The following is a 25461-nucleotide window of genomic DNA, read 5'->3' on the forward strand; positions in this document are numbered from 1 at the left end:
TTTAAAGCGACCTGTCGAGAGGGTCAATATATGTAACGATCACTCTCTCGGAGAGGAAATCAAGGATACGCTTTGCAATGTAATCCTTACTACCCCTTGCCGTGAAAAAGACCTGCTTATCATCTATTAAACTGACCTCATTATCGGAAACATCAAAACCAACATCAAAACCAACTTGATTTACAACCATGTAGTCACAGCCCTTGCTAAGGAGCTTTTGTCGAGCGATATCTATACGGAAATTGGCAGATTCCTCTGTTTCAGCAGAAAACCCTACAAGCACTCTGGGGCGGGATTTATTGCTGGCAAGCTCACGAAGAAGGTCATCGGTCGAGATAAGCTGCAAAGTCCAGCCATCATTACTCTTTATTTTCTGTGACGCAACCTCTCTTGGTTGAAAATCAGAAACTGCTGCAGCCATTATGACAACATCGCTCGTATCAATGTTATCGGACAAGGCCTTCCGCATCTCTTCAGCTGTTACGACGGTAATAACTCTCATACCGGTTGGCAAAGTAACCGCCTCGACATTTGCTGCTATAAGAATCACCTCAGCAGACCTCTTCTGCGCTTCTTTAGCTATGGCAATTGCTTGCTTTCCACTCGAACGATTCCCGATATAACGAACCGGATCTATTGGCTGCCTTGTTCCCCCGGCGGTTATTAGAAACTTTTTACCCGACAGCTTACCAGTCTGGTGGTTTAAAAGGCTGCGTGAAACATACTGCACAATTTCGCAGGGATCCACCATTCGCCCAATACCCCAGTCACCACTGCTAAGATCACCAGTAACCGGACCAAGAACATGATAACCACGCTCTAGCAAACAATTGACGTTATCACGAGTTGCGGGATTCTCCCACATGGCAGTATGCATAGAGGGGACGAACAATACGGGAGCATGAGAGGAGAGAATGGTCTGAGTGACTATATCGCTTGCCAAACCCGCCCGGGCGGCAGCAAGAATATTTGCAGTTGCCGGTGCAACCACAATGGCGTCTGCCCACCGAGAAATATCAATATGACTCTGAGAAATATCAATATGACTCTGGTCATCGCAGGGAAAATTCAGAACGTGATGCCCGGTAAAAACACGAAAAGGTTCGCCTGCCACAAACTGGGAAGCCCCATTGGTGAAGCCAACCCTAACATCGTAGCCCTCTTTTACGAATAATCTGGCAAGATAAACAGACTTGTATGCCGAGATGGACCCACATACGCCCAAGAAAATGCGCCCGATCGCATTTTGCATCACTCGGCTGCAGAAGACTTAAGATCGAGTTTATCCTCGGCAATCTCACGCATTGCGACTGTAAGGGACTTATCATCAGCATCAACAGAAACAAGCGGCCCAACATGAGCATAAAACGACCCTTCATGCAGGTCAATATAGTACTGATCTATCTGCCGCGCGCGTTTAGCCGCATAGATCACAAGGCCATATTTTGAACCCGACCTGCTGAGCAAAGAATCAAGAGGTGGATCTGCTATTCCGCGATCTTCTTCCATATACAAAACCTTTTCCAGAAAAGTATTTACATTTTCCAAATAAACCGAACAGCAAATATACTAACCCAAAACAATGCTGTAAACAACAGAACTCTAGCAAGAGTAAATATAGCCAGATGTTGTTAAACACGATTCATGGCCAGCCATAATTCATTTGCCGCAATTTCAACATCAGCATTGACAATCTTGTAGTCAAACTCGCCTATAGCCTCAAGTTCCTTTTTTGCTGTTGCCAGACGTGCATCAATTTCATCCTGTGATTCACTCCCGCGGCGTTTTATTCTACAAATCAAGTCATCCCAAGCGGGAGGCAGTAAAATAACCGTTCTAACTGCAGGCAATATCTTCCTTACCTTGCGCATTCCTTGGAGATCAATTTCGAGTATAACCGGCTGGCCCGTGTGCAGCAGACGTTCAACTTCTTCCTTTGGCGTTCCGTATTTGTGAAGGCCATGCACGGTGGCCCATTCAAGCATTTGCCCACTTCTTACCATGCAATCAAATACCTCATCGGTAACAAAATAATAATCAATACCATCTCTTTCGCTATCCCTCGGCTCTCTTGTTGTAGCAGATATAGAAACTTTGACTTGAGGGTGACATTTTCTTAAATGGCTTATAACCGTACCCTTACCAACTGCCGTTGGCCCGGCAACAATGGTCAAAAGATCCAAAAGGTCAGTCCATAAGTCAAAAAGCTGCATCCTTTGTATTCCAAGATGAGTTTTCAAAAATGCCTCAAGACGAACATATTGAAGCGACCCAAGACCCGCAATTCGTTTACGGGAAGCAATGCCCAGTTCAAGCATTACACGAGCGAGTTTTACTCTGCCAATACCAGGCAGAGGGGATAAAAGATCTGCAACACGCATATTTGAAATTACACTGCCCTTCCTGTTTCGCCCATAACGAAGGAAATACAGGGAGCAGTGCGGTAGAAAGGCGATTTTCTTCTTCACTTCTGCACGGATCTTCCGCACTTCAACCCCTTTTTTTGATGCCGACTGCCAGTCGGGTTTTGGAGGAGGGCGTCTCATATATCGCCAATAACCTTCCTAACCAGCATTCTCGTGCGAATCGTCAAAAAGCGATCTTAGCTCTTCGGAGCGAGTATTCACAAGTGCAGAAAACCGCCTGGGGCCTGAGGCAAGCAGACTGCGAGATTCACTTATTATCAAATTAGAGATAAGACTGCCAAATCGTTTTCGGGAATCCTTAAGCTCTACCCCTTGGTAACCAAAGCCCGGTGCAAGAATTGGCATAACCCTTGAAAACTCAGAGAGATTGCAACCAATCCCCAGAGATAAAAGATCGCTTGTGGCAGACAAAACAACTCCAAAACTGGAACAATCAGAGGGATTACCTACAAGAGTCCCGATACTCTCAAAAATGTATGACGCAACGGTTATATCGGAACATGACAATATGCTTCCAGAGGACTCACCGAAAATTCCCTGGCGATCTTGCAGAATTGCACTCTGTATCGGAAATGCATGCATCTCGGAAGTTGCCGCGAGAAAAAACAAGCCTGCGCCATTTTGTCTTGCGATATCAATGCTGCCCTTAAAACTGCCAAGACCAACATAAGGAGATACGGTCAGGGCATCACTAAAGAGCCGTGAATCCCTACACAACCAAGCCTTTGCGTATCCTGACATTGTCGATGCAATATCCCCCCTTTTTCCATCGGCTATCACAAGAGCGCCGGTTGAGCGAATTGCGGATATTACCTCCTCAAGCGCAAAAATCCCCTTCGAGCCAAATCTTTCGTAAAAAGCAACCTGTACCTTATAGAGGCCAACACATTCAGATGATAAGTCAAGTATCCTAAGGGCAAACTCTTGCGCACCAGCGGGAGAGTTTGGAAGCCCCCACTGCTCCAAAATCCACTCATGTGGATCTATTCCGACACACAGATGCCCAAAATCAGTGAAGGCATTCTGCAATCTATCCCCGAAAGAGATCATCCGCAGAGATTTTCAGCTGAACGCGCGCGGCTAGAATATAGCTCCTGCAAACTCGCGATTTCGTGCGAACCCGACTCAAGACTTATAACTGCAGCGTTCATTTCCGAAATAGTTGTGAAGACAGGGATTTCACAGGCAAGGGCGGTAACCCTTATCTCATAGCCATCTGCAATACTGACCCCTCCAGACGGTGTGTTAATCACAAGGGAAATCCTGCCTTCCCTTATGAGGTCAACAACAGACCGGGAAGAGGTTTTTTTAGCTTCACTAAATTTCTGAATCGTAACAACATCTATACCAAACCTACGCAGAGTGTCGGCCGTACCAGATGTTGCAAATATTTTAAATCCTAATTTGTAAAACCGCATTGCCGGAAGAACAACTTTACGTTTATCGTGATCAGCAACAGACACAAAAATCGCCCCCGTGCGAGGTAATTCACTAAACGCTGCCTGTTGGCTTTTTGCAAATGCAATAGGAAATGTTGGCCCAATACCCATTACCTCGCCAGTAGACTGCATCTCCGGACCCAGTAAGGTATCCAAAAACTCACCCGACTTTGTTCTAAAGCGCTTGAAAGGGAGAATAACTTCTTTTACCGCAATCGGATCTGTTGGGTTAAAGAACCGCATATCCCTTTGGGGTAATAAACCCTCTCTCTGCAAATCTTCTATTGTATGACCGAGCATTATCCTCGTAGCTGCTTTTGCAAGGGGAATTCCGGTGGCTTTTGAAACAAAAGGTAAAGTCCTGCTAGAGCGCGGATTAGCCTCAAGAACGTACAAAATGCCCGAAGCAATGGCAAACTGGATATTCACAGGGCCTAGAACAGAAAGTGTACGGGCGATTGCATGTGTTGTGCTAACAATTTGATTAACAATGTTTTTGCCCAAAGTTACCGGGGGAATCGTACAACTCGAGTCACCAGAATGAATACCTGCTTCCTCTATATGCTCCATGATGCCGCCTATAAACAATTCATGCTTGTCATAGAGCGCATCAACATCTACTTCTATCGCATCAGATAAGAATTTATCAATCAGAAGCGGGTGTTCTGAATCAACCGCGTGAAAGGTGTTGAAATAATCTTCCAGAGCCTGAGAGTCATGAATAACCTTCATGCCCCGACCCCCCAGAACAAAACTTGGACGAAGTAAAACCGGAAAACCCATTTTATTTGCAGCGATAATAGCTTCATCTTTATTACTAACAGTTCTATGCTCATAAGTCGGCAAATTGAGTGACCTTAAGAGGTTAGAAAATAGATCCCTGTTCTCGGCTAAATCAATTGACTCAGGTGATGTCCCAAGAATCGGAATACCTTCATGTTGTATGCTTTTCGCAAGACTGAGCGGAATCTGCCCACCGAGCTGGGCTATAACGCCAAGAAGATCACCATTGCGTTGTTCAACAGATATAACCTCGAGAACATCCTCCAGGGTGAGAGGTTCAAAGTATAACCGGTCGCTTGTATCGTAATCTGTTGAAACCGTTTCCGGATTACAATTAATCATCACTGTTTCGATACCCATTCCCGAGAGTGCCATTGCGGCATGAACACAGGAATAGTCAAACTCAATTCCTTGACCGATCCGGTTCGGGCCCGAACCGATAATAATTACCTTTCTGGAGGGTGATGGAATAGCCTCATTTTCAGAGTCATAGCTCGAATAGTAATATGGGGTGACGGCGGGGAACTCGCCAGCACAAGTATCAACTGTCTTATACACGGGTACTATCCCGAGTGCGGACCGTCTTTTTCTCACATCCTCTTCATCAATTCTGAGAAGGTCAGCTATCTGCCTATCGGAAAAACCGTGCATTTTTGCACGAGATAGGCAATCCATAGAAAGATCTTTTAAAGAATCTGCCGTTTTATTTATTAAATCTATCTGAGAGACAAACCACTTATCAATCCTGGATGCCTCATGAACCTCGTCTATACTGGCGCCAAAACGAAGAGCCTGTTGTATTGCTACAAGCCTCGATGGCAGAGGGGTCCTTATGAAATCCAGGTAATACTCACGCGGGTCAGGTACATCAGAAGCAATTGAATGCCCCGGTGATTCGAATGGCTGCCAATGAAAACACATATGGGGCTGATCAAGTGAACGCATGGCCTTTTGCAGAGCAGTTGTGAAGTTCCGCCCAATTGCCATAACTTCACCAACGGATTTCATGCTAGTTGTAAGCTCGGGATTTGCCTTTGGGAATTTTTCAAAGGCAAACAGAGGTATTTTTACAGCAACATAATCAAGTGACGGCTCAAAGCTTGCAAAGGTTTTTTTTGTTATATCATTTTTTATTTCGTGTAAACGGTATCCCAATGCAAGCTTTGCCGCAAGCTTTGCAATCGGAAATCCTGTTGCCTTACTTGCCAGCGCGGATGAACGAGAAACGCGGGGGTTTACCTCGATTACAACAACACGGCCGTCCGTGGGGTTTACCGCAAACTGTATATTACATCCTCCGGTATTTATCCCAATCATGCGAATAATGGCAATTGCTATGTTGCGCAAATTCTGATACTCGCGGTCAGTTAGGGTCATTGCCGGTGCAACTGTAACCGAATCACCGGTATGGACACCAACGGGATCAATATTCTCTATTGAGCACACAATAACTGTGTTACCCGCCACGTCGCGCATGAGTTCAAGTTCATATTCTTTCCAGCCAACAATCGACTCCTCAAGAAGAACCTGGCCATTCGGACTGGCTTCAATACCCTGCTTTACAGAATCTACAAGCTCGGACTCAGTGTGAACAAGACTAGATCCAAGTCCACCCATCGTGTACGATGGCCTGATAACAAGTGGGTATCCATTTTTCTGGGCAAATAAAACGGCACCCTCTACAGAGGTTATTACTTCCGAGGTTGCCACCTCGGCGCCAGAAGAAAGAACAATGTGCCTAAACATCTCACGATTTTCCCCGCGCGCAATTACTTCCGGAGTGGCACCTATAAGCTGAGTTCCATATTTTTCCAAAAGACCTTTGTTGTGAAGCTGCATCGCCAGATTAAGCGCGGTTTGCCCACCAAGAGTTGGTAAAACAGCATCGGGCCGCTCTTTGTCAAGAATTGCCTCAAGGACCTCAATAGTCATTGGCTCTATATAAGTTGCATCAGAGAACTCAGGATCAGTCATAATTGTCGCGGGATTGGAGTTAAGGAGGATAACCCTTATACCCTCTTCTTTCAACACCCTGCAAGCTTGGGTTCCTGAATAGTCAAACTCACATGCTTGACCTATAGTTATAGGACCAGAGCCGATTACGAGAACAGATCCTATATCTCTAGGGTTCGGCATTGTATCTTCGCTCTAGGTGTCCTTCGACCATTCTTCTAAATTCACGAAAAAGATAGCGCGAGTCATGCGGGCCGGCACAAGATTCCGGATGATACTGGACTGACATGGCGGGAATATCAAGGCATCTTATGCCTTCAACTTCATAATCATTAAGACAATAATGAGATACTTCGACCCGTCCAAAATTCAGAGGTGAAACAGAAATACGATCGATTGGCATATCAACCGAGAATCCATGATTTTGAGATGTTATCTCAACCTGTTTTGTTGCCCTGTTGAAAACGGGTTGGTTGATCCCCCTGTGCCCAAAGAGAAGCTTCTTGGTTTCAAAACCCAAGGCTCTGGCCAGCAATTGATTCCCAAAGCAAATACCAAAGTAGGGCAGACCCGCTCTCAACAGACTGCGCAAGAGATCGACCTGGGTACCACTCGCCGCGGGATCACCGGGTCCATTTGAGTAAAATATCGCATCAGGTTTGATCTGCATAGCCTCATCAAAGGAAATATTATGAGGCATAAGCCAAATATCGAACCCCTGCTCTAGAAGTAAATTGATGGTACTTTTTTTCACTCCGAGATCTAAGACAAGAAGAGTTGCAAAATGGGACTCGGAACTGATAAACCTGCGCGATGTTGTGGACACCTCGGATGTTAGAGAACGCATATGCATTGACTGCGTTCCCCTTATCTGATCCACCAAATCGGGCAAAGGTCGGTCCGGTTGCGAGAATATACCGGCACGCATGGCGCCTGATGTGCGTAATTTTCTAACAATAGCGCGCGTATCCACCTCAGAAATTCCGATAACTCCCTCACTAGCAAGGGCTTTTGCCAAATCCATTTTGGCAAGAAAACTGGATGCGATTGGGGATGGATCCCTTATAACAACCCCACTTGGCCACATTCTGTCCGATTCGTTATCAAAATCATTAATACCTGTGTTACCCACATGCACAGCTGTCATAACAAGAATTTGCGCTGTGTAACTCGGGTCTGTAAAAACTTCCTGATACCCGGTCATGCATGTCGAAAAAACGGCCTCGCCAAATGCAGTACCAACAGCACCAAATGGAACACCTTCAAAACAAGAACCATCTTCCATTACGAATACCGCAGACCGAAAGCTAAGCACGCCTATTTTTAAACCTCACAAAAGCAGAAGACAATCTTGCCCTAGTTTTCAAAAACAAGTCTACCCTCATAAAAGGTGTACATAACCTTCCCCGGTAAGTTCATCCCGGCATATGGAGAATTTACACTCGGACCTAAAGAATCATCAAATGTTACGAATCGTGTCACGTCAGGGTTGTAAAGAAAAAAATTAGCCGCGGAACCTTCTTTAACTGTATTAGGTGTCATACCAAGAATTTCAGCAGGTTTGTTTGACATTATCCGCACAACTTCTGGCCAAGTTAGATGCCCGGAGTTAACAAAAATTTTTTGGATCACTGAAACTGAAAACTCTAAACCGGTCATGCCGTTTGGCGCAGAATGCCAAAAGGGACTTTTATTCCTGTGCGGAGCATGGTCAGTTGCAACAACATCAATCACGCCCCGAATAAGAGCGTCTCGTAAACATTCCACACTCTCTTTTGATCGAAGTGGTGGGTTCACCTTGAATCGAGTATCTCCTGTCATTACGAGGGAGTCATAAAACAAGAGATGATGCGGAGTAACCTCAGCTGTTACTTGAACACCAAGACTCTTACCCCAGGCTATTGCATAAACGCTTTCCTGTGATGAAACATGGCACACATGAAGCCGTGCATTTGCTGCACGGGCAAGCAGGATATCACGGGCAACTATTGTACTTTCAGCAATTGAAGGCCATAGACTCTTGGGTGCAACTATTGGGCCTTGTGTGTCCCCTTGAGCACTTTTTGTCAATGTGGGATCCTGAGCATGTTGGGCAATTACACAATTATTTCTCCCCGCAAAAGATAGTGCTTGATGCATAATCCCGGGGTCATGCACACAATTTCCATCATCGCTGAATATATTTACACCGGCATCCAGCAGAGAGTGCATATCAGTAATTTCATTACCCCTTAGTCCCTTTGTTACAGCGCCCACCGGCCGAATATCACATACCGCATCCTCTTTTGCAATGGCCTTCAGGATATTTACGGCCTCTGGCGAGTCTTGCACGGGATGCATATTTGGCATCGACGAGACTGTTGTATATCCACCTGCAATAGCTGCACTGGTAACATCCCTTATGGAACCATCACGGGAATTTCGCAAGTGAGTATGCAGGTCAACAAGACCAGGAAGGGCAATAAACCCTTCAGCGTCTATAACCCGACATGAAGCCTTATCAGTATTTTTTGTAGATAAAAACTGATGCTCCTCAATGTCTTTGCAAATAATCTCCTGGATAAGACCACCAGACAAAAACAATGTTCTCGCGCCAAGCCCTGGCAGTGTTACATTTTTTATAAAAAAAGATTGGCGGGTCACAATTTAATATCCTCATGCTTTGCCGATATATGCCCCCGTGCGGGTATCGACTCTTATACGAGTCCCGACAGTAATAAAGAGTGGAACCTGAATCTGATAACCAGTCTCAAGGGTTGCAGGTTTAGTTCCACCTGTTGAACGGTCCGCCTGAACGCCAGGTTCTGTATGCGTAACTGCAAGCACAACAGACGGAGGCAAATCAACATACAGAGGCGCATTATTATGTGTCGCGATAACAACTTTCTGATTATCGGAAAGATAGTTTGCAGCAGAAGCAACCTGAGAGGCAGTTAGGCGTATCTGATCGTAATCAGCAAGATCCATAAACACGAAACTATCAGCATCACGATACAGATAGGTGCAATCACGCCTATCAACATTCTCAAGAACAACGCTGGCACCTGCATTAAATGTTTTATCAACAACCTTTCCAGTCAGAATATTTTTCAGTTTTGTCCTAACAAATGCACCACCCTTCCCGGGCTTTACATGCTGAAATTCGATCACTGTATTCAGTTGCCCATTTATATTGAGAACAACACCATTACGGATATCGGAAGTTGACGCCACAATCCCCTTTCAAATGCCCAACACCTAACGTGCTATCTTTCGTACGATATGGTCAAGGGCAAGTCTATACGAATCAACCCCCAGCCCTGAAACCTGTGCGTTAACAACACGGGATATAACATTTTTGTGCCTAAAACTCTCCCTGGCATACGGATTTGAAAGATGAACCTCAATAACTGCAATACCCCGCTCCCGTAGCAAAATAAGAGCATCGCTAAGAGAATAGCTGTAGTGTGTAAAAGCCGCAGGATTGATAATTACACCACAGGCATCCTGTCTTGCCTGATAAATGTAATCTAGCATCTCTGCCTCATCATTTGTCTGATAAAAAAGTAATTCAATAACATCATTGGAAAATTCAGTCAGCTCTTGTTTTATCTGTTCCAGAGTTATCGTGCCGTATATTTCAGGCTGACGACTGCCAAGCATAGCAAGATTCGGTCCATTGAGAATATAGATTTTCTTCTTACTCACACATCTCCACTTGGTTATCCTGGAATTTCGCCACTGCAAACACCCTTTATGTATACGATAAAGGATCTGAACAATATACGCCCCTATTGAGGAAACATGGCTTCATACGCTTTAAGCAATACCGTATGAGAAACCGAACTGATAAAAGGATTTGCGATTTCACGTAGTAAAACTAGTTTACTCTGCGTACTGATTTGAGGCATCTCTCGTGAATCTTTGTCGCTATCCGTATCATTGCTCTGCATATTCTTTTTATCACGCTGCATGTAGGGAGTAATGTTGCGCCACTGAACCTCAGGTGGACAAATTGGCAAGCCGTATGTTTCAAGAATTCGCTCATGTCTCGTCAAAATATTTCTGCCAATTAAACCCTTTGCAAAAGCAACCTGTGCTGCATACACCATGCCGATGGATACCGCCTGACCGTGAGGCAGCTTATGAGAGGTGGCTGCCTCAAGGGCATGAGCTAATGTATGACCATAATTCAAAAATTGCCTCTTATGCGTATCTCTAAAATCAGAGTCAACCATTGTGATTTTTACAGATACTGCTTTATGAATCAATTCTTCAAGGAGTTTCGGCGGTAAAGTTTCTGCACATACGCGCTGCGAGCAATCCATATGGTCTTGCGCGTTGTGTTCCAGAATGCTGAGGATACTCTCATCCTGTATAAACCCACATTTTATTATCTCTGCAAGACCTGATTTTAAATGCTCCTCATTGAGGGTTGTTAGCATTGAAGGATCGCACAAAACAATATATGGGGAATAAAAGGAACCAACAAGGTTCTTACCCTCTTTAAGGTTTATTCCCGTTTTTCCACCAATAGCCGCATCAACCATGCCAACAAGAGTTGTGGGAATATGTATAACCTTTATCCCCCGCAAATAGGACGATGCTACAAATCCAGACAGGTCTGAGGCTGCCCCACCACCGCAGCTTACGATCAGATCGGAGCGAGTGAAATTATTTTGAGCAAGAAATCTCCAACACTGCTCGGCTACACCAAGTTGCTTTGCTGATTCTGAATCTGGAATCAAGTATCGATAACACTGAACCCCCGAAGCAGCAGAAAAAATTGGTAACACCTGTGAAACAGAATCCTGGTACATAATAAGAATGCGGCGTGTCCCGGATGGTATGTATTTGAACACATTTGACACGCTTGTAAACAAGATCTGGCAAGTTTCCGTGCTGTGCGTTGTCAACGAGTACTTCTTCATCACAAGATTCCGCCTTTACAACCTACCTTGCGGCAAGACAACAGTAAAATCTAGGCACGGTATCAGAATTCTCGATGCCAAGAGCGATTGTAAATAAACCGTACAAGTTGATCTGCTAAAGATATCGGACTGCTCTTATTGACATCAAATTCAATATCTGCCAGTTTTGAATAAATATCTTTTCGTTTGTTGTACACAGCAATCCATGATTCAATATCACCCGTTACGGGACGTGTGTCAAAACAAAGGCGTGGAGCGACATTATCGCATGAGGTGCGCAAAAAAATAACTAAATGCCTGGATATGTACCTCTGATTTTCCTTTCGCTGAACACACCCTGCACCAGTTGCGACAACACCCCCGCGAGAGAGGGCATTTCGCAAGCAGATGGACTCAGCATCTCTAAACTGACTTTCGCAGGTTAAAAGCAGTTCTTTCACGGGTCCAAAAAATTTTTCCACTAGAAAATCTGTATCGTTAAAGATTACCCGAAGGCGCTTTGCAACAAGACCCCCCAAAAGGGTTTTCCCGACGGCAGGAGGACCAATTAGTACGATAGCCATTGATTCCAATTAATCCGATTACGGCCGAAGCTATCTTTCTATGACAGACATGAGATTTTTTGGAATAGAGTTAAGATAACCAGAGAAATTCCGCTTTATTTCACAAAGCGAATCTCCGCCAAATTTATCCAAGATTGCGCAAGATATCGTGAGTGCAACCATTGATTCTCCAACAACTGCCGCCGCAGGAACAGCACAAATATCAGATCTTTGATGATCGGCATTAGCCGGTTGGCGTGTAGAAATATCAACAGTTTTTAGTGCACGAGGGACAGTCGATATAGGTTTCATGCTGCCACTGATCCTCAAAGCAGATCCGGTTGTTACACCACCCTCAACTCCCCCGCTGTGATTTGACATGCGCGTTAGTAAACCACTCTCAAGCACAATTTGATCATGTGCCTCTGACCCAGGCAGAGCGGAGATCGCAAGTCCGTCACCAATCTCAACCGCTTTTACTGCTTGAATGCTCATAATAGCTGCTGAAAGCATCGCGTCAAGGCGTCTATCCCAATGCACATAGCTTCCCAGGCCGGGAGGGAGGCCATAGGCCAAAACTTCAAAAACACCACCAAGGGTATCGCCACACCGCTTGATTCGGTGAAGCTCATCTTTCATTTTCTCAGATGTGTTCTTGTCAAAACACCGAACAGGACTAGAGTCTATTGCTTCTAAATCACAAAATCTCGGATACGCGCCCTGTTCATAATCAATTTTTATGGAACCAATTTGCTTTACGTGGCTTAGGATAAAAATGTCCAGTTGTTGCAAAAAGGCCTTTGCAACGGCCCCACATGCAACCCTCGCGGCTGTCTCGCGAGCGCTGGCTCTTTCAAGAACAAGACGTGAATTTTGAAAACCATATTTTTGCATACCGACCAGATCGGCATGGCCTGGCCGCGGCTTATAGAGACCCTGAGCCCTTTTTGCATCAGACATATCTGATTTACAAGGCACTTCCGGGGTCATAATCTTTTCCCATTTACCCCACTCAGAATTAGTTATCCTAATCGCAACTGGACTACCAAGGGTTGAGCCATGTAACACACCGGCCGATAGCGTAACTAGATCTTTCTCAAATTTTTGCCTTGCACTGCGCCCAAATCCCAGCCTGCGCCTTGACAGTTCATTGCCTATGTGCTCGAGAGAAACCGGTATGCCTGCCGGTAGCCCCTCAAGGATGGCAACAAGCTCCATCCCGTGTGACTCGCCAGCAGTAAACCAACGTAACATTGCAATAAGTTTATCGTGATGTAACTTATCCGGCGAAGATATTTGGTAATTCAGAGTGAGTCATAAAAATACTTGCAATCCTGGGATGAATAAACCTGGACCTAGCATTGAAAGGAAACTCTAGCAAGTCACAATCCTTGCGTACAATGTGTCTCTTAGAAGACATTCCATCTCCTGAGTGAGTTGAGTAAAACAAAAAAGGCTAATTTGGGCAATAGCTTGTTCAACAAGCATAAGACGCCCAGAAACCACCCTGTCGGTCGGCCAAGAGCGCGCAATACCGGTCGGCCAAGGATTGTAATTTACATCAAACAAGGTGCCACGGACAGATCGCGGAATTGGCAACACCACGTCAGATGGCAGAGTGCTTATTACACAGGAAAAGTTACCTTTGAATGTGCTAATTGGCAGAATGTCAAGATCAAGGCAAAGCTTTTTTTGCATGCCTTTTGCTGCAGATAGATTCCTTGCATAAATAACCGTGTTACCAGTACAAGATAGCTCTTCCAGGGCAAGCAGAACAGATGCGGCAGTTGCCCCGCAGCCCAGTATAGCAACTTCGGAGCAATCAAGGCCGTAGTGAAAAATAGTCCTAGTTATGCCGTATACATCTGTGTTATACGCAGTAAGGATCCTTGAGGATAAATCCCGGGGGTCTGGCATATGTTCTGAGTCAGACGGGATTTGCGTGTTCGGGTCAAGTAACTGTGACTTGCCAAAAAATGTTTTTTGATCCGGACTGATCCTGGAAAGATATTGATCTGTAAGACCTACACGTTCTTCGCTGTGTGACTCAAAAACAAGAGTATTTGCAACCCCACAGCGCCGTACCAGATTAGACAGGCGATCGGCACAGGTCGCTGCGAGGAATTTCAAGGGCATGGTAACCGAAAGCCCCCGATAATCTTCATCAATAATTTTAGAAACAAAATCACGGAACCCATCGATTGTCATTTCTTTTGCGACATACCGGAAGGGTAAACCTAACAGGTCATATGCCAAAGAATGAATTTTTGGAGACAAAGAATGGGAGACCGGAAGGCCCAAAACAGCATTTGTAAACAGCAATCAGCACTTACCATCCGGGTGATTTTTGCGCCATCTAAGCCATTTGTCAACCCCTTTTTGATGCTCAGAAAATGTTTCAGAAAAAATTGTCTCGCCGGTGCATTCGTTCCATGTAACAAAAAAAAGCCATTTTCCCGGCGCGGGATATATTGCAGCCTTGAGTGCCGCAGCCCCAGGATTTGAGATAGCCCCGGGGGGAAGACCTGCATGTACGTATGTATTGTATGGATTACCCTTATCTTCCCTTTGTTCATCAGTTGTCACCACTTGTCCAGAAAGTTTTAGGCCATACAAGACCGTTGCATCAGACTGAAGATTCATGCCCCGCTCGAGCCTATTTACAAAAACGCGAGATACGCGCGCAAAATCAGACGGAATTCCCTCTTTCTGAATAAGAGCCGCAAGAACCACAGTACGCCACACATTCTCAGACGGAATTCCAAGGGTCCTAATCTCTGCCCACATTCTTTTGTACATAGCAAGCAGCAAAGATTTTGCAGTTGCCCCTTCTTCTATGTCATATGTAGCGGGAAATAAAAAACCTTCAACGGAAGAGGCCTGCCTCGGAAGATCAGGAAAATTACTCAAATCTGATGCAACTTTTTCAAATTCGACAATCGGTATACCTGTTTTTTTTGACAAAGCACTAAAGATTCCTGTCAAAGTTGCACCCTCAATAATGACAACCGTATTGCTAGTCCGATTTTCTGGATTAAGCATTGCAAGCAGAGCCTCCCGGGGTGACATACCTCTTTTTAACCTGTACACTCCGGCACGAAGAGAAACTTTTTGGGCAACTAATAAGTCAATAAAACCTCGTTTATCACCGATAACACTATTCTGTGCCAGAATATCTGCAATTTTCGCACCAGAAGTACCGGATGGGACAGTAACCTGCACAATATCACCAGCGCGTTGCACACTTGAAACATTAATAACGAACACGGCTGCGATAAACAGGAATAGAGCAGCAAGAGAAAGGGAGAGTATTTTCAAGAGCATTCGACGGCGTAGCCAATTGCAAAATCGGTACCAGAAACTCTTACGCGTCTTGCGCAATAAGGACCGTCTCGTTTTGCGAGTAACATTCACCGAATCTGTATCTGCGTCGAAAAAACCATTAATACCATCTTCGGAACCATCCGATGGATCACGAAGATACCGTATAAAAGAAGATCGTCGAATCAAGGCTTTCTCTCCAGAGGGTCAACTTTAACTTCCATATCAAGGAAGAGTTGCAACATAACAGTCGCGGCGGCGGCGTCGACACACTTGCGAATCTGCTTCACACCTTTCCCAAGGGAATAAAACTTTTGTGTCGCGATAACAGTTGTGAAGCGCTCATCAAAAAACCTCACCTGTACACCAGAAGAAACCAGAAAGCGTGAAAACTCCTTTGCCAACCGCGCTGACTGTTTTTCCTTTCCAGCAAGAGTTAACGGGAGGCCTATAACAACCTCATCAATAGAATACCGACTGATATAACCAAGAATCTCAGCACAGGAGGCGCGGGGAAGAACGCCAACGGGAACCGCCAGACTGCCGCAATTCCTAGCAACGCCAATACGTGTGGACCCAAAATCAAGACCCAAAAAAAACCGGTCAGCTACTGATTTAACCATGTTGATTTAGCCATGTGTCTTGATAAATCTCTATACCCCGGAAAGTTTACCAATTACGCAGGCCTTCAAGTTATCCAAAGCGGAGTCAAGCAATTTTGCATTCCAACCCGCCCCTTGAGCAAAATCGGCACGCCCGCCCCCTGAACCGTCCAATGTTTTAAGAAAAACCTTGATCAAGTTATTAGCGGATAAATCATCCATACAAGATAACTTGACAGAGCTTAAATCAATGGAACAGGCTGCATGTACCCGCCCTGAAATAACGGCAGCCAGAAGCAAAACATGTGGCTCTTCTAGAAGCTTCTTGCACCTCAAAGTTACAGCCCTGATATCTTCAGCAGTGAATTCGAAAGGTGAAAACAATGGACCAGATAAGAATTTCGAAAGATCAGCGATAAGAATACGAACAGAAGAAACAGACTTAAATTCCTGGAGTAATCGGGGTGCAAAAGCGCTCAGAAACTTATCCTTTGCAGTCTGCAAGGCGTGCTTCGATCGCTTCAGGTTCTCACGTAGATCATCGATAGCCCCTTCCATTTCCTGTCTTGTCGCACCTAATGTACGCATCACGGTATCAACAAGTGCCCTTTCTTGAGCAAAATGAGAAAATGCGTCAAAACCTGTTAAACATTCAACCCTTCTGATGCCTGAAGCGACTGAAGTTTCGGAAACAAGAGAAACAACAGCTATTTCTGATGAATTCCGAAGATGAGTCCCCGCGCACAATTCACGTGACCAAGGTCCACCTATCTCAACCATACGCACAGTGTCACCGTACCGCTCACCAAAAAGAGCAATTGCACCAGAGGCTACCGCCTTTTCAAGGGTCGTATACGTGCTAGAAATTTCAAGACAAGACTGTATAGCACGATTAGCCCTTTCCTCAAGTTCTATCCTCTGAGAATCGGTCGGCGCATAACTGCATGAGAAATCAAATCTCAGATATCCAGCACGGTTATAAGAGCCCATTTGAACAGATGTTGATCCAAACATCTCGCGAACTACCGCATGTATAACATGAGTTGCCGTGTGTGATTGACAGGCGGCGAATCTATTAGCAGAATCAACACTTGCCCGAACTACCTCTCCCGAGACAACAAGACCTGAAACAATTTCGCAGCGATGAACAGTAAGGCCAGGCAGGGGAGAAAAAACGGTAACGACTTTTCCAGAAAAATTATCTGATTCTATAAAACCCCTGTCAGCCTCTTGCCCCCCAGCCGTTGCGTAAAAAGGGGTTTGTTCAAGGGCTATATCAACACAATCCCCCTGCTTAGCAGAAGTCAAGATAGTGCCATCTTTTACAAGAGCAGTTATTTTAGTATCCACCTGCAACATCTCATAGCCAAGAAAATTACTTCTCAGGCCTTCATAACCTGTAGTATCCGAAACAATTGGCTTTGACCTTGACAGGGCGGCCCTCGAGCGATCTTTTTGCTCTTTCATGAGCGTAAAAAACCCATCCATATCAACATCAAGACCCGAATCTTTGGCAATTTCAGTAATCAAGTCAATCGGGAAGCCATGCGTGTCATGAAGCCTGAAGGCAAGGTCACCTGATACACGTTTCTTTGATGAAGACATAGAACGTGAAAGAAGCTGTGTTCCGGCATTAAGTGCGCGGGAAAAAGACTGTTCTTCAAGACATGCAACCTGTTTTATCTCCGCAAGCTTTCCCTCAAGCTCTGGATAACCCACTTTCATAACCTGGGCTGCTTTCGCAAAAAGTTGATCAAAGCAGTTTTCCTGAATTCCAAGTAATTTCGCAGCGCGCACACTTCGACGAAGCAGTCTTCGCAAAATATACCCACGCCCTTCATTTGAGGGTCTAAGTCCGTCTGCGACAAGCATAAGAGAGGAGCGAATATGATCTGCGAGCACTCTAAGGCTTATATCATCTCTTCTGTCTTTTCCGTACCGTTTCCCCGAAATATACCCAGCCTCATCAAGTATCGGTTTTAGCTCATCAGTATCGTATATGGTTCCGACGCCCTGTGTAATCATCGCAATCCGTTCAAGGCCCATACCTGTATCAACGCATTTTTTCGGCAAAGAAGAAATGATATGCCCATCATTGTCTCTGAGATTCTGCATGAAAACGAGGTTCCACACCTCCAGATATCTGTCTGGATCTCCTTCCGGGCCCGGACCCGGGCCACCATGCAGATCATAAAAGACCTCGCTGCAGGGACCCGCAGGTCCAGCTTTACCTGTCGACCAGAAATTACTATCTAGACTCTGAACTCTCTCTTGCGGAACACCACATAGCAGCCAAAACTTCTCAGACTCCTTATCGTCTCCGTGAATAGTCACCCACAATCTATCTGGAGCTAGGTCAAGCTCAGAAAGCAAAAATTCCCAGGCATATTCAATTGCTTCCTTTTTGAAATAGTCACCAAAGGAGAAATTACCCATCATCTGAAAAAATGTCCCATGACGAGGTGTTTTTCCAACCTCATCGATATCAGATGTCCTTATGCACTTCTGCACACTAACAACACGCGGATGGGGTGGGGGCTCGAGGGCGAGAAAACACTGGATAAATGGCAACATGCCGGCTATTGTAAACATAACCGACGGATCATTACTGATAAGAGACGCAGAGGGCGAGACTTTGTGACCCCGCTTAGCGAAGAAATCCAGGAACAAAAGGCGCAAATCGGAGGTAAGCATAGACAGCTAAGTATGCCTAAGAACGCCCCTTAGCATCCTTTACCTCACGGGTGCACTCCATGAGTGTACCCGATGCGCGTAACACAGAGTCGCCGACCGTCCTGAGCAAACGAAGGCCAGAGGAACTGCGAACAACGAGGGCTGACAGCAAAACGCCAGTAAAAATGCCGACAAGAAAAGAAAAAGCTCTAAACACGGGGCACACTACCTAGCGCGCCGCATAATACTCAACAACGAGCTGAACGTTACAGGTAACAGGGACCTCAGAGCGTTTCGGTCTGCGAACAAGCCTAAATGACAATCCTTCCAAGTCAGCTTCAATATAGCCCGGTATAGGCGGCAAAACATCGGCATGCCCGCCGGATGCTGCCACCTGAAATGGGTCCAACGGTACACTTTTCGGCTTTACCTTCACCGTCTGCCCAGGAGAGACCGAGTATGACGGCCTGTCAACAAGCTTGCCATCGACAAGAATATGCCTGTGAACAACGAGCTGCCTAGCTTGGGAAATACTGCGCGCAAAGGCGGCGCGCAGAACCAAGGCATCAAGTCGCATCTCCAGCATCTCAACAAGATTTTCACCAGCCAAGCCCTTTACGCGGCGTGCCTCGTGATAGACAGATGCGAGCTGTTTCTCGCGCAAACCGTACTGACCCCTGAGACGCTGTTTCTCGCGAAGACGAACAGCGTAGTCGCTATCACCCTTACGCCTAAACCGACCATGCTGACCGGGAGGGTAAGGGCGCACCTCCATCAGGCGAGCAGCCTTGGGGGTGAGAGGAACACCAAGGGCGCGAGAAAGGCGCGTCCTAGAACACGATGACAAAGTAAACCCCCGAACAAACGAAAGAAGGATAGCATGGAAGTACTTTCTGAAAAAATCTGCCAGAAAATCTGTATGGAAAAATATGTGTACACAGAGACTCCGAGTGGCACGAGATAAGGGATTAAAGATGCTCAGTGACAAATGGGGTTTTGTAGATGATGCCCGCAATGTCTACCTAAGGAGTAACGGCGCTAATGTACTAATCGGGAACTACCCAGACGGAACACCTCAGGAAGCGCTGATCCACTATAGGCGGAAATATGACGCGGTACGTAAACGGGTTGAGATTATTCTTACCCGCACTCTCGTGCTTTACGCGCAGCCACGGCAGATCGAAGAGCAAATATGTGGACTTGAGGAAGAAATTGCCTCTCCGAAGTTCTTAGGTGATATTACGGTTCTACGCGACAAGCTGACACTTGCTAGAAAAAATCTTGAGGAAGCTCAACGAAATCTTTCAGAAAAGCAAAAGAAAGTCTATGAAGATAATTACGAGCTTGTTACCAAGCTGGAAGCGCTGGTCAATGAAAAGAATAAAAACGGTGCACAAAGAAATAGAGAAGCAAAAGCGATTCTGAAGAAGTGGTATGAACTTGAAAAACCAAAACATGCGGGCAGTCTGCACAAACGCATGAAAGTTGCAAAGATGGAATTACAAAAAGACCTAGATAATTATTTCAAGGATCAACGAGCCAAGAACGATCGTGTTGTGCAGCAAAAACGGAGCATCATTCAAAAAGCTAAGTCCATAAAAAGGACAACAGATGCATATGCCCGGTATAAAACACTTCTAAACGAGTGGAAATCCCTTCCAAAAGTACCAAGAAGTCAGGAGAATGAACTTTGGCAAAATTTCCGAACCGCAACAGCCGAACTCGTCGACAGGCATGAAAAAAGCCTCATAGAAATACAGGAGAAACAGAACGCAGCTTTCGAAGAGAAAGTAAAACTATTGGAAAAAGGTAGAAGCATTCTGAGTATCGATGATTGCCGTAAGGCACGTAGGGAATATCTGGTGCTTGTAGACAAGTGGGAAAAAATTGGTAGTGTGCCAAAAGATAAAACAAAATCTCTTGAAGATGATCTACGCAAATTGGATTTGGCAATACGGAAAAAAGAAAATGAAGCTTGGGAAAAGAATGATACAGAAAGAAATCTGCGATCAAGACTGCTTCTAGATCAGCTCGAGGCAAAGCTGTTGAGCCTGGAAAATAGCCTTAAAGTCGAAACAAACACGGTGAATTCTGAAAAAATAAAAAATGAGATCGGAAAAACTAAGAGTTTTATCGATATTATAAAATGAACTTTTACCTGGTTATAAGGTATTTTTCAAAAATAATTTGACTTGCCAGGGGTTCTCGTACATCATCTCTCTATGAGTGCGGAAAAGCGTAGATCTATTACATTGATCACCCCATCTGATTTGGATCCAATAAGCATGGCGGCTGCAGTTGGCACCCTTTCCTTGAGGCGGATTGATGTCTGTTATACACCAGACCAGAAGCTCGCATTTGACCACAGGTTAGCCGATATACAGTATCAAATTGGGTATGGTTATGTTCCGGTCAGGTCAACTTCCTGTTGGCTCTGGACCGGGAGGGCACTTCCCGAGTCGCATGAGGCGGCGATTCTATCTTCAACTCGGCGAATGGTTACCCCGCAGGGATGGAATATCGATAACCCACTCTCGCCACACTATTCATTCCTGACCTGTGGACCAATGGAGGTTTTGTCACCGCTCTCAACAGCTCTTAGCATAATGCTTGTTCATCCTAGTAAATTGACAATCTGTGATATGCGGGGCCTTGCGTGCTTGATCGACTCGGAACTTGTGACGGTTACCATGACCAAGGCGGCAATAAACCGACTCGACAGAAAAGAGCGCACGCGTGCGAGGGCTATCTGGAACGATTGCAACCGGCATATTGATAACCTGCTTATTAACCGCAAGGATGAGTTTGATACCTGCTTTGCGGAGTTGTTAAAGGAAGCAGCGCGCCGAAACCTGGACAAGAGAAACTCGAGGGTTCAAGCTCTGCAGGCTGAATTGGGTGTTACTGAGAGCAAGTACCGTGATTGTTCGGCTATGTGTGATAGGATGCTCAACCATTTCGAAATTGCCCGCAGTCGTTGTGAGTTGCAAAAGGGAAGCGTTGAAAGTGCACGACTCAGCAATGCGATTAAGCTTTTAAACCTGCAAGGGATCGCGATAAAGAGAATGAAGATTGCCGAAAAGATACGCCTCAAAATCCTTATTTCTGAAGAAGTCGGTAATGTGTCATTTATGAAAACCTCCCATCTACAGGATGTTGAAAGAATAATTAAGGCTCTTACCTCGAAATACAGTAGGCTGAACTTTGAGATTGAACGGGTTGCGAGAGATCTGGCAGCAGGGCATGAGAGCTCTGACTGTAAGTGCATTGATCCGGACGATATGCGATCTCTTGTAGTGGATAGGGTGCTGTTGTGAATTTGGAACCACTTGCCGGACTTTTGTGTTCTTCACAGCTTTGTCAGGTGAGGTAGTCTCTGTTTTAGAGACCCTTAGCCTTTAAGAACCCCCAGTGTTTATTGATGCACTTTTATTTTGCCAGTGTCACAGCAGGGGTTACATCGAGTGTCACAGCGTGGGTCACAGCGTGGGGCTTCCTGCATGGTAGTGTGCCCGGTAATGTTTCTACGGCGTATCCTACCCTTCATAGCCGGATAGATCACCGGTTACAGAACTCAGTCCAGACGGGCACTTCTTGCGATAAGCCGCATGGCATGCTCCACCAAATAGTTTGGATTCCCCGCCGTGCTTTTCAGGGCACGATCTGCCGCATGAAGAGCTAGAATACAGCTCATGAAGCTACTGTTCGTCCAGGGTGCTAACTGCTTTTTAGCAAGTGCAATCTGCCAGGGTGCGGCAGTAACCTTCTTGCCATACTTCACTTTAACAAGAAGTCTGAGTCTTGCGCTTGCGGCGGCAACAAGGGGAATCGCACTACCACCCTCTGTAAGGAGTCGACTGAGAAGCAGTACAGTAGCAGCTTCGTCGCCATTCATGGCCGCATCGACCACCCGGAAGACTGATGCACCAGGCCTAGACCAGCAAAGGAAAGCAATTTCACATTCCGAGATGGTGCCTTTGGCCGAGATGGTGCCTTTGGTATCGGAAATAATCTGTTTACAAAACTGAGCCAGCTCCGGTATGTCATCAAAAGATTCTACGAGCAGGTTAATAGCAGCTTGGGTTATGTTACGCTTCTCCTTCTTGAAAAAATCAGATACAAAACGTGACGGGGTGAGATCAGGGCAGGCAATCTCTACGCCTATATTTCTTAGCTCTCCGAGCAGCCTTTTGCCCCGAATACCAGACTTGTGCCTAAACACAACACACGTATCCTTAAAAGGATCTTGTATGTAGGACATAGCTTCATCAAGGAAAATATCGTTACACTCCTCGACTTGTTTTACGATTACAAGTCTTGGAGAAAACAACAAAGAAGGTGATGCCAATCGGTGCAACTCGCCCGCGGAATAATTGTCCGCATAGATTACATGAACCTCGGGCGCTGACAGGGAATCTGTTATCTTTTTCCTTATGCTAGCAATAGCCTCATTGGCCGAGTACTCGCATTTACCTGATAACAAAACAAGAGGGTCAATACTCATAGACTGATACCGCCAAGCACACTATCAGTCGATGTTTCAAGTAACCACATGCCATGGATATTAGTCATGCTCCTTATGAATCTCAAAATTATCCCTGTTACCAGAAATGGAAATATAACCTGAAACAGACGTAACCAGGGGTTGCGTACCATACTTTCGAAGTATTTCAAGAGCGATTTTCGTTGGGTGCCCATATCGATTCTGCTTCCCCGCAGAAATAATCCCATATTTAGCAGAGATATGCTTGTAAAGCATAGGAAATTGATCAGATGAACCGTGGTGGGCAACCTTGACTATGTCGTATGCACCGTGCGTAGTGTTTGTAAAATCACTAAAAATTAACTGCTGTGCCGGCTTGCCAAGATCGCCCAAAAATATCATGCTCAGCTTATCTCCCCGAAAGGCTATAACTACGCTTCCGTTATTACCACGGCGTAAGTTTGGCGGATTATCTCTCCGGGGCCAAATAATTTCCCATTTCATCTGACCAAGGAGTCCGGTATCCCCTTTATGTACGCGTGACATACTGGCCCCACCCTTTACAAGGGTGCTTTCTATAACACTTGCCAAGAGCCGATCATTTTCACCGGTAAGCACCCTGTCAACCTTCCCAACAACGCTCTTGTATCCTCCAACATGGTCACGGTCATAGTGGCTTATAACAAGAAGATTAATCCTTTGAACAGAAAATCTTTTCATACACTTATCGAGTAACTTTTCACTTGCACCCATATCTACCATGGCAATACTCGAGTTACTGCGAATCATAACCGCATCGCCTTGACCTACGTCACACACAGCTACGACCCAATTTTGCCCTCCTGTAAACGCAGCAAAATACACAAAAATTGCTGAGAGAACAGCTGATAGTGCAATAGCCAAACGATATTTCTTCATACTTTGCTCTTTTGCATGGGCACTGTCGTGCCCGTCAATCTTCTAACGACAAAAATAATGCTCAATGTTAGAGTGATCAGGAGCATAACGCCCAGAACACCACCCGGAAATGGAAGCGGTGGAATAAAGGCGAGAGCACGAGCGACACGCGCAATCCACTCAGACGGTAAGTATCCAAGCATAAGAAAAAGGTGCGACACCATGTCAATTGGTGAGAATAAAACCGCAAGAAGACCAAGAATTGTTGCAATTGGGACAACAGGCTCTGAGATTGCATTAGCCACAACACCCGTAAGTGGTATTTGTGGAGTAATCAATACAAGTATTGGCTGGCAAGCAAGTTGAGCAGATAATGGTACAGCAATCAGTGGCGCAATAGGCCCCAGATTCAATCTCAAAAATCTCATAGACTGCATTCTAATTTCAATCGATTTTGACATGAGTAAGATACCCGCAGTAGCTGCAACGGAGAGTAAAAATCCATAATCGCAAGCAAACCACGGATTCCACAGAAGCATACCTAAAACAGCAAGAGACAAAACTGGCAGGCCAACACCTATACGGCCTGAATAGAGTCCACACAGGGTTGCCAAAGCCATAATTGCTGCACGAACAATACTGGAATCGGGAATAACCAGTATCACAAAAAGGAGAAGAGAAAGAATGGATACAATAACCCTAAAGCGTACCCTCAAGAAACTAAAAAGCCTCGCAATGATAGCCACAACCATTGCACAATTTGATCCAGAAACGGCAGTTAGGTGACTTAGAGAAGTATCCTTCATGGCTTTGTCAAGCGATTGTCCTACGCCACGTGTATCTCCAACTGATAAACCTAAAAGCAGCTTTCCCCCGTCACCAGGTATGGAAGAGACCTTTTCGAATACACCATTTCGAAGATAATTCGCCCAGTCCAGATACCAAGGCGAATGGCGTACGGGTTTCGGGTCGCTGACAGGAGATATATAAACACTCTCACGCCGGCCCGGGGGCGCCTTCTTGAGCTTGCCATTGAGAGCGATAGCACTTCCAACCGAATACGCAGTATCACCTCTCAGGGCGCATGGAACAGATAGGTCAGAATAAGTGTCTATCTCAAGCAAGGTGCATTTTAAATTCGAGGCATAGGCACTGCTGCGGGGCAACGAGTCAATCCTTACAACAAGCTTATGAACGGAATTCGTGGTTGTTGCAGAAAGAAGAGCAGGAGGCTCTCGAATGGGCTCAATAACAAAAAATATAGAACATATCGCGATACTTGTTGCTGCGCACCCAATGGCAGTATATCTGAAGGTGGTAAACAAAAACGGCACGAAAAGGGCAAATACGAGGAACCACAGCCTAACGTGTTGCACCAACAAAACAGATGTAGTCCAGGCCGATAAAGCTAAGGGCACAGCACGAAAATCTG

The 25461-nt window shown here is 45.5% G+C and carries 23 protein-coding genes; 2 read left to right on the forward strand and 21 right to left on the reverse strand.

The features are described 5' to 3' along the window. Window position 1: 1 nt before the first annotated feature. From coaBC to rpsD, 18 genes are all read right to left on the reverse strand, one after another. Window positions 2-1252 (reverse strand): bifunctional phosphopantothenoylcysteine decarboxylase/phosphopantothenate--cysteine ligase CoaBC, encoded by a 1251-nt coding sequence (gene coaBC, locus TWT_RS02100; protein ID WP_044143921.1) that lies wholly within the window; start codon window positions 1250-1252, stop codon window positions 2-4. Beyond that, window positions 1252-1509, reverse strand: coding sequence for a DNA-directed RNA polymerase subunit omega (gene rpoZ / locus TWT_RS02105; protein WP_011096358.1), 258 nt, complete (start codon window positions 1507-1509; stop codon window positions 1252-1254). Before rpoZ ends, coaBC begins: the two co-directional genes overlap by 1 nt. A gap of 122 nt (window positions 1510-1631) precedes the next feature. Beyond that, window positions 1632-2546, reverse strand: a complete 915-nt coding sequence (gene gmk, locus TWT_RS05095; protein ID WP_011102530.1) for a guanylate kinase — start codon at window positions 2544-2546, stop codon at window positions 1632-1634. 18 nt (window positions 2547-2564) lie between these two features. Further along, entirely contained in the window at window positions 2565-3455 is an 891-nt protein-coding gene (gene pyrF / locus TWT_RS02115; protein ID WP_237696870.1) for an orotidine-5'-phosphate decarboxylase, read from the reverse strand. Between the two features lie 17 nt (window positions 3456-3472). Continuing rightward, window positions 3473-6784 (reverse strand): carbamoyl-phosphate synthase large subunit, encoded by a 3312-nt coding sequence (carB, locus tag TWT_RS02120; RefSeq protein ID WP_011102532.1) that lies wholly within the window; start codon window positions 6782-6784, stop codon window positions 3473-3475. Further along, window positions 6771-7916: a glutamine-hydrolyzing carbamoyl-phosphate synthase small subunit gene (carA, locus tag TWT_RS02125; protein WP_011096354.1), complete on the reverse strand. Its 1146-nt coding sequence runs from the start codon at window positions 7914-7916 to the stop codon at window positions 6771-6773. Before carA ends, carB begins: the two co-directional genes overlap by 14 nt. 41 nt (window positions 7917-7957) lie before the next feature. Next, window positions 7958-9244, reverse strand: a complete 1287-nt coding sequence (locus tag TWT_RS02130; protein ID WP_011102533.1) for a dihydroorotase — start codon at window positions 9242-9244, stop codon at window positions 7958-7960. Between the two features lie 12 nt (window positions 9245-9256). After that, window positions 9257-9814, reverse strand: coding sequence for an elongation factor P (efp, locus tag TWT_RS02135; RefSeq protein ID WP_011096352.1), 558 nt, complete (start codon window positions 9812-9814; stop codon window positions 9257-9259). 24 nt (window positions 9815-9838) lie between these two features. Then, the gene (locus TWT_RS02140; protein WP_038103952.1) at window positions 9839-10288 is read right to left on the reverse strand and encodes a type II 3-dehydroquinate dehydratase; all 450 of its coding nucleotides are present in this window, start codon (window positions 10286-10288) and stop codon (window positions 9839-9841) included. A gap of 83 nt (window positions 10289-10371) precedes the next feature. Then, window positions 10372-11442, reverse strand: coding sequence for a 3-dehydroquinate synthase (gene aroB / locus TWT_RS02145; protein ID WP_237696871.1), 1071 nt, complete (start codon window positions 11440-11442; stop codon window positions 10372-10374). Window positions 11443-11573: 131 nt separating this feature from the next. Beyond that, window positions 11574-12074 (reverse strand): shikimate kinase, encoded by a 501-nt coding sequence (locus TWT_RS02150; protein ID WP_011096349.1) that lies wholly within the window; start codon window positions 12072-12074, stop codon window positions 11574-11576. A gap of 30 nt (window positions 12075-12104) precedes the next feature. Further along, the gene (gene aroC, locus TWT_RS02155; protein WP_011096348.1) at window positions 12105-13307 is read right to left on the reverse strand and encodes a chorismate synthase; all 1203 of its coding nucleotides are present in this window, start codon (window positions 13305-13307) and stop codon (window positions 12105-12107) included. A gap of 120 nt (window positions 13308-13427) precedes the next feature. After that, window positions 13428-14375: a shikimate dehydrogenase family protein gene (locus TWT_RS02160; protein WP_011102537.1), complete on the reverse strand. Its 948-nt coding sequence runs from the start codon at window positions 14373-14375 to the stop codon at window positions 13428-13430. Continuing rightward, window positions 14376-15563 carry an endolytic transglycosylase MltG gene (gene mltG, locus TWT_RS02165; protein ID WP_011102538.1) on the reverse strand — a complete coding sequence of 396 codons (1188 nt, stop codon included), beginning with the start codon at window positions 15561-15563 and terminating at the stop codon, window positions 14376-14378. Next, the gene (gene ruvX, locus TWT_RS02170) at window positions 15560-15997 is read right to left on the reverse strand and encodes a Holliday junction resolvase RuvX (RefSeq protein ID WP_011096345.1); all 438 of its coding nucleotides are present in this window, start codon (window positions 15995-15997) and stop codon (window positions 15560-15562) included. Before ruvX ends, mltG begins: the two co-directional genes overlap by 4 nt. Before the next feature lie 30 nt (window positions 15998-16027). Next, window positions 16028-18670: an alanine--tRNA ligase gene (alaS, locus tag TWT_RS02175; protein WP_011096344.1), complete on the reverse strand. Its 2643-nt coding sequence runs from the start codon at window positions 18668-18670 to the stop codon at window positions 16028-16030. A gap of 16 nt (window positions 18671-18686) precedes the next feature. Further along, window positions 18687-18866 (reverse strand): hypothetical protein, encoded by a 180-nt coding sequence (locus TWT_RS02180; protein WP_033799954.1) that lies wholly within the window; start codon window positions 18864-18866, stop codon window positions 18687-18689. Window positions 18867-18878: 12 nt separating this feature from the next. Then, window positions 18879-19424 (reverse strand): 30S ribosomal protein S4, encoded by a 546-nt coding sequence (gene rpsD / locus TWT_RS02185; RefSeq protein ID WP_411353941.1) that lies wholly within the window; start codon window positions 19422-19424, stop codon window positions 18879-18881. 175 nt (window positions 19425-19599) lie between these two features. Between rpsD and TWT_RS02190 the strand changes: the two genes are divergently transcribed. Further along, window positions 19600-20799, forward strand: coding sequence for a DUF349 domain-containing protein (locus TWT_RS02190; protein ID WP_237696823.1), 1200 nt, complete (start codon window positions 19600-19602; stop codon window positions 20797-20799). 42 nt (window positions 20800-20841) lie between these two features. Then, window positions 20842-21966: a hypothetical protein gene (locus tag TWT_RS02195; RefSeq protein ID WP_011102541.1), complete on the forward strand. Its 1125-nt coding sequence runs from the start codon at window positions 20842-20844 to the stop codon at window positions 21964-21966. Window positions 21967-22223: 257 nt separating this feature from the next. Here TWT_RS02195 and holA read toward each other — a convergent pair whose 3' ends face one another. The 3 genes from holA to TWT_RS02210 are packed head-to-tail and all read right to left on the reverse strand — an operon-like array spanning window position 22224 to window position 25447. Continuing rightward, a complete protein-coding gene (gene holA / locus TWT_RS02200; RefSeq protein ID WP_011096340.1) occupies window positions 22224-23153 on the reverse strand; it encodes a DNA polymerase III subunit delta in 930 nt (309 codons plus the stop codon). Between the two features lie 60 nt (window positions 23154-23213). Continuing rightward, complete coding sequence (locus tag TWT_RS02205) at window positions 23214-24050, reverse strand: ComEC/Rec2 family competence protein (protein WP_011096339.1); 837 nt, start codon at window positions 24048-24050, stop codon at window positions 23214-23216. After that, window positions 24047-25447 carry a ComEC/Rec2 family competence protein gene (locus TWT_RS02210; RefSeq protein ID WP_230440452.1) on the reverse strand — a complete coding sequence of 467 codons (1401 nt, stop codon included), beginning with the start codon at window positions 25445-25447 and terminating at the stop codon, window positions 24047-24049. The genes TWT_RS02205 and TWT_RS02210 overlap by 4 nt, the downstream gene beginning before the upstream one ends. Window positions 25448-25461 lie beyond the last annotated feature (14 nt).

It is taken from the genome of Tropheryma whipplei str. Twist, from assembly GCF_000007485.1.
Lineage (GTDB): Bacteria > Actinomycetota > Actinomycetes > Actinomycetales > Microbacteriaceae > Tropheryma > Tropheryma whipplei.

What these genes read in the sequence shown, in the direction of transcription:
- coaBC (WP_044143921.1), bottom strand. Translation starts at nt 1,252, where the DNA reads ATGCAAAATGCGATCGGGCGCATTTTCTTGGGCGTATGTGGGTCCATC.
- rpoZ (WP_011096358.1), bottom strand. Translation starts at nt 1,509, where the DNA reads ATGGAAGAAGATCGCGGAATAGCAGATCCACCTCTTGATTCTTTGCTC.
- gmk (WP_011102530.1), bottom strand. Translation starts at nt 2,546, where the DNA reads ATGAGACGCCCTCCTCCAAAACCCGACTGGCAGTCGGCATCAAAAAAA.
- carB (WP_011102532.1), bottom strand. Translation starts at nt 6,784, where the DNA reads ATGCCGAACCCTAGAGATATAGGATCTGTTCTCGTAATCGGCTCTGGT.
- TWT_RS02150 (WP_011096349.1), bottom strand. Translation starts at nt 12,074, where the DNA reads ATGGCTATCGTACTAATTGGTCCTCCTGCCGTCGGGAAAACCCTTTTG.
- aroC (WP_011096348.1), bottom strand. Translation starts at nt 13,307, where the DNA reads ATGTTACGTTGGTTTACTGCTGGCGAGTCACACGGGATGGAGCTTGTT.
- ruvX (WP_011096345.1), bottom strand. Translation starts at nt 15,997, where the DNA reads ATGGTTAAATCAGTAGCTGACCGGTTTTTTTTGGGTCTTGATTTTGGG.
- alaS (WP_011096344.1), bottom strand. Translation starts at nt 18,670, where the DNA reads ATGCTTACCTCCGATTTGCGCCTTTTGTTCCTGGATTTCTTCGCTAAG.
- rpsD (WP_411353941.1), bottom strand. Translation starts at nt 19,424, where the DNA reads ATGGAGGTGCGCCCTTACCCTCCCGGTCAGCATGGTCGGTTTAGGCGT.
- holA (WP_011096340.1), bottom strand. Translation starts at nt 23,153, where the DNA reads ATGAGTATTGACCCTCTTGTTTTGTTATCAGGTAAATGCGAGTACTCG.
- TWT_RS02205 (WP_011096339.1), bottom strand. Translation starts at nt 24,050, where the DNA reads ATGAAGAAATATCGTTTGGCTATTGCACTATCAGCTGTTCTCTCAGCA.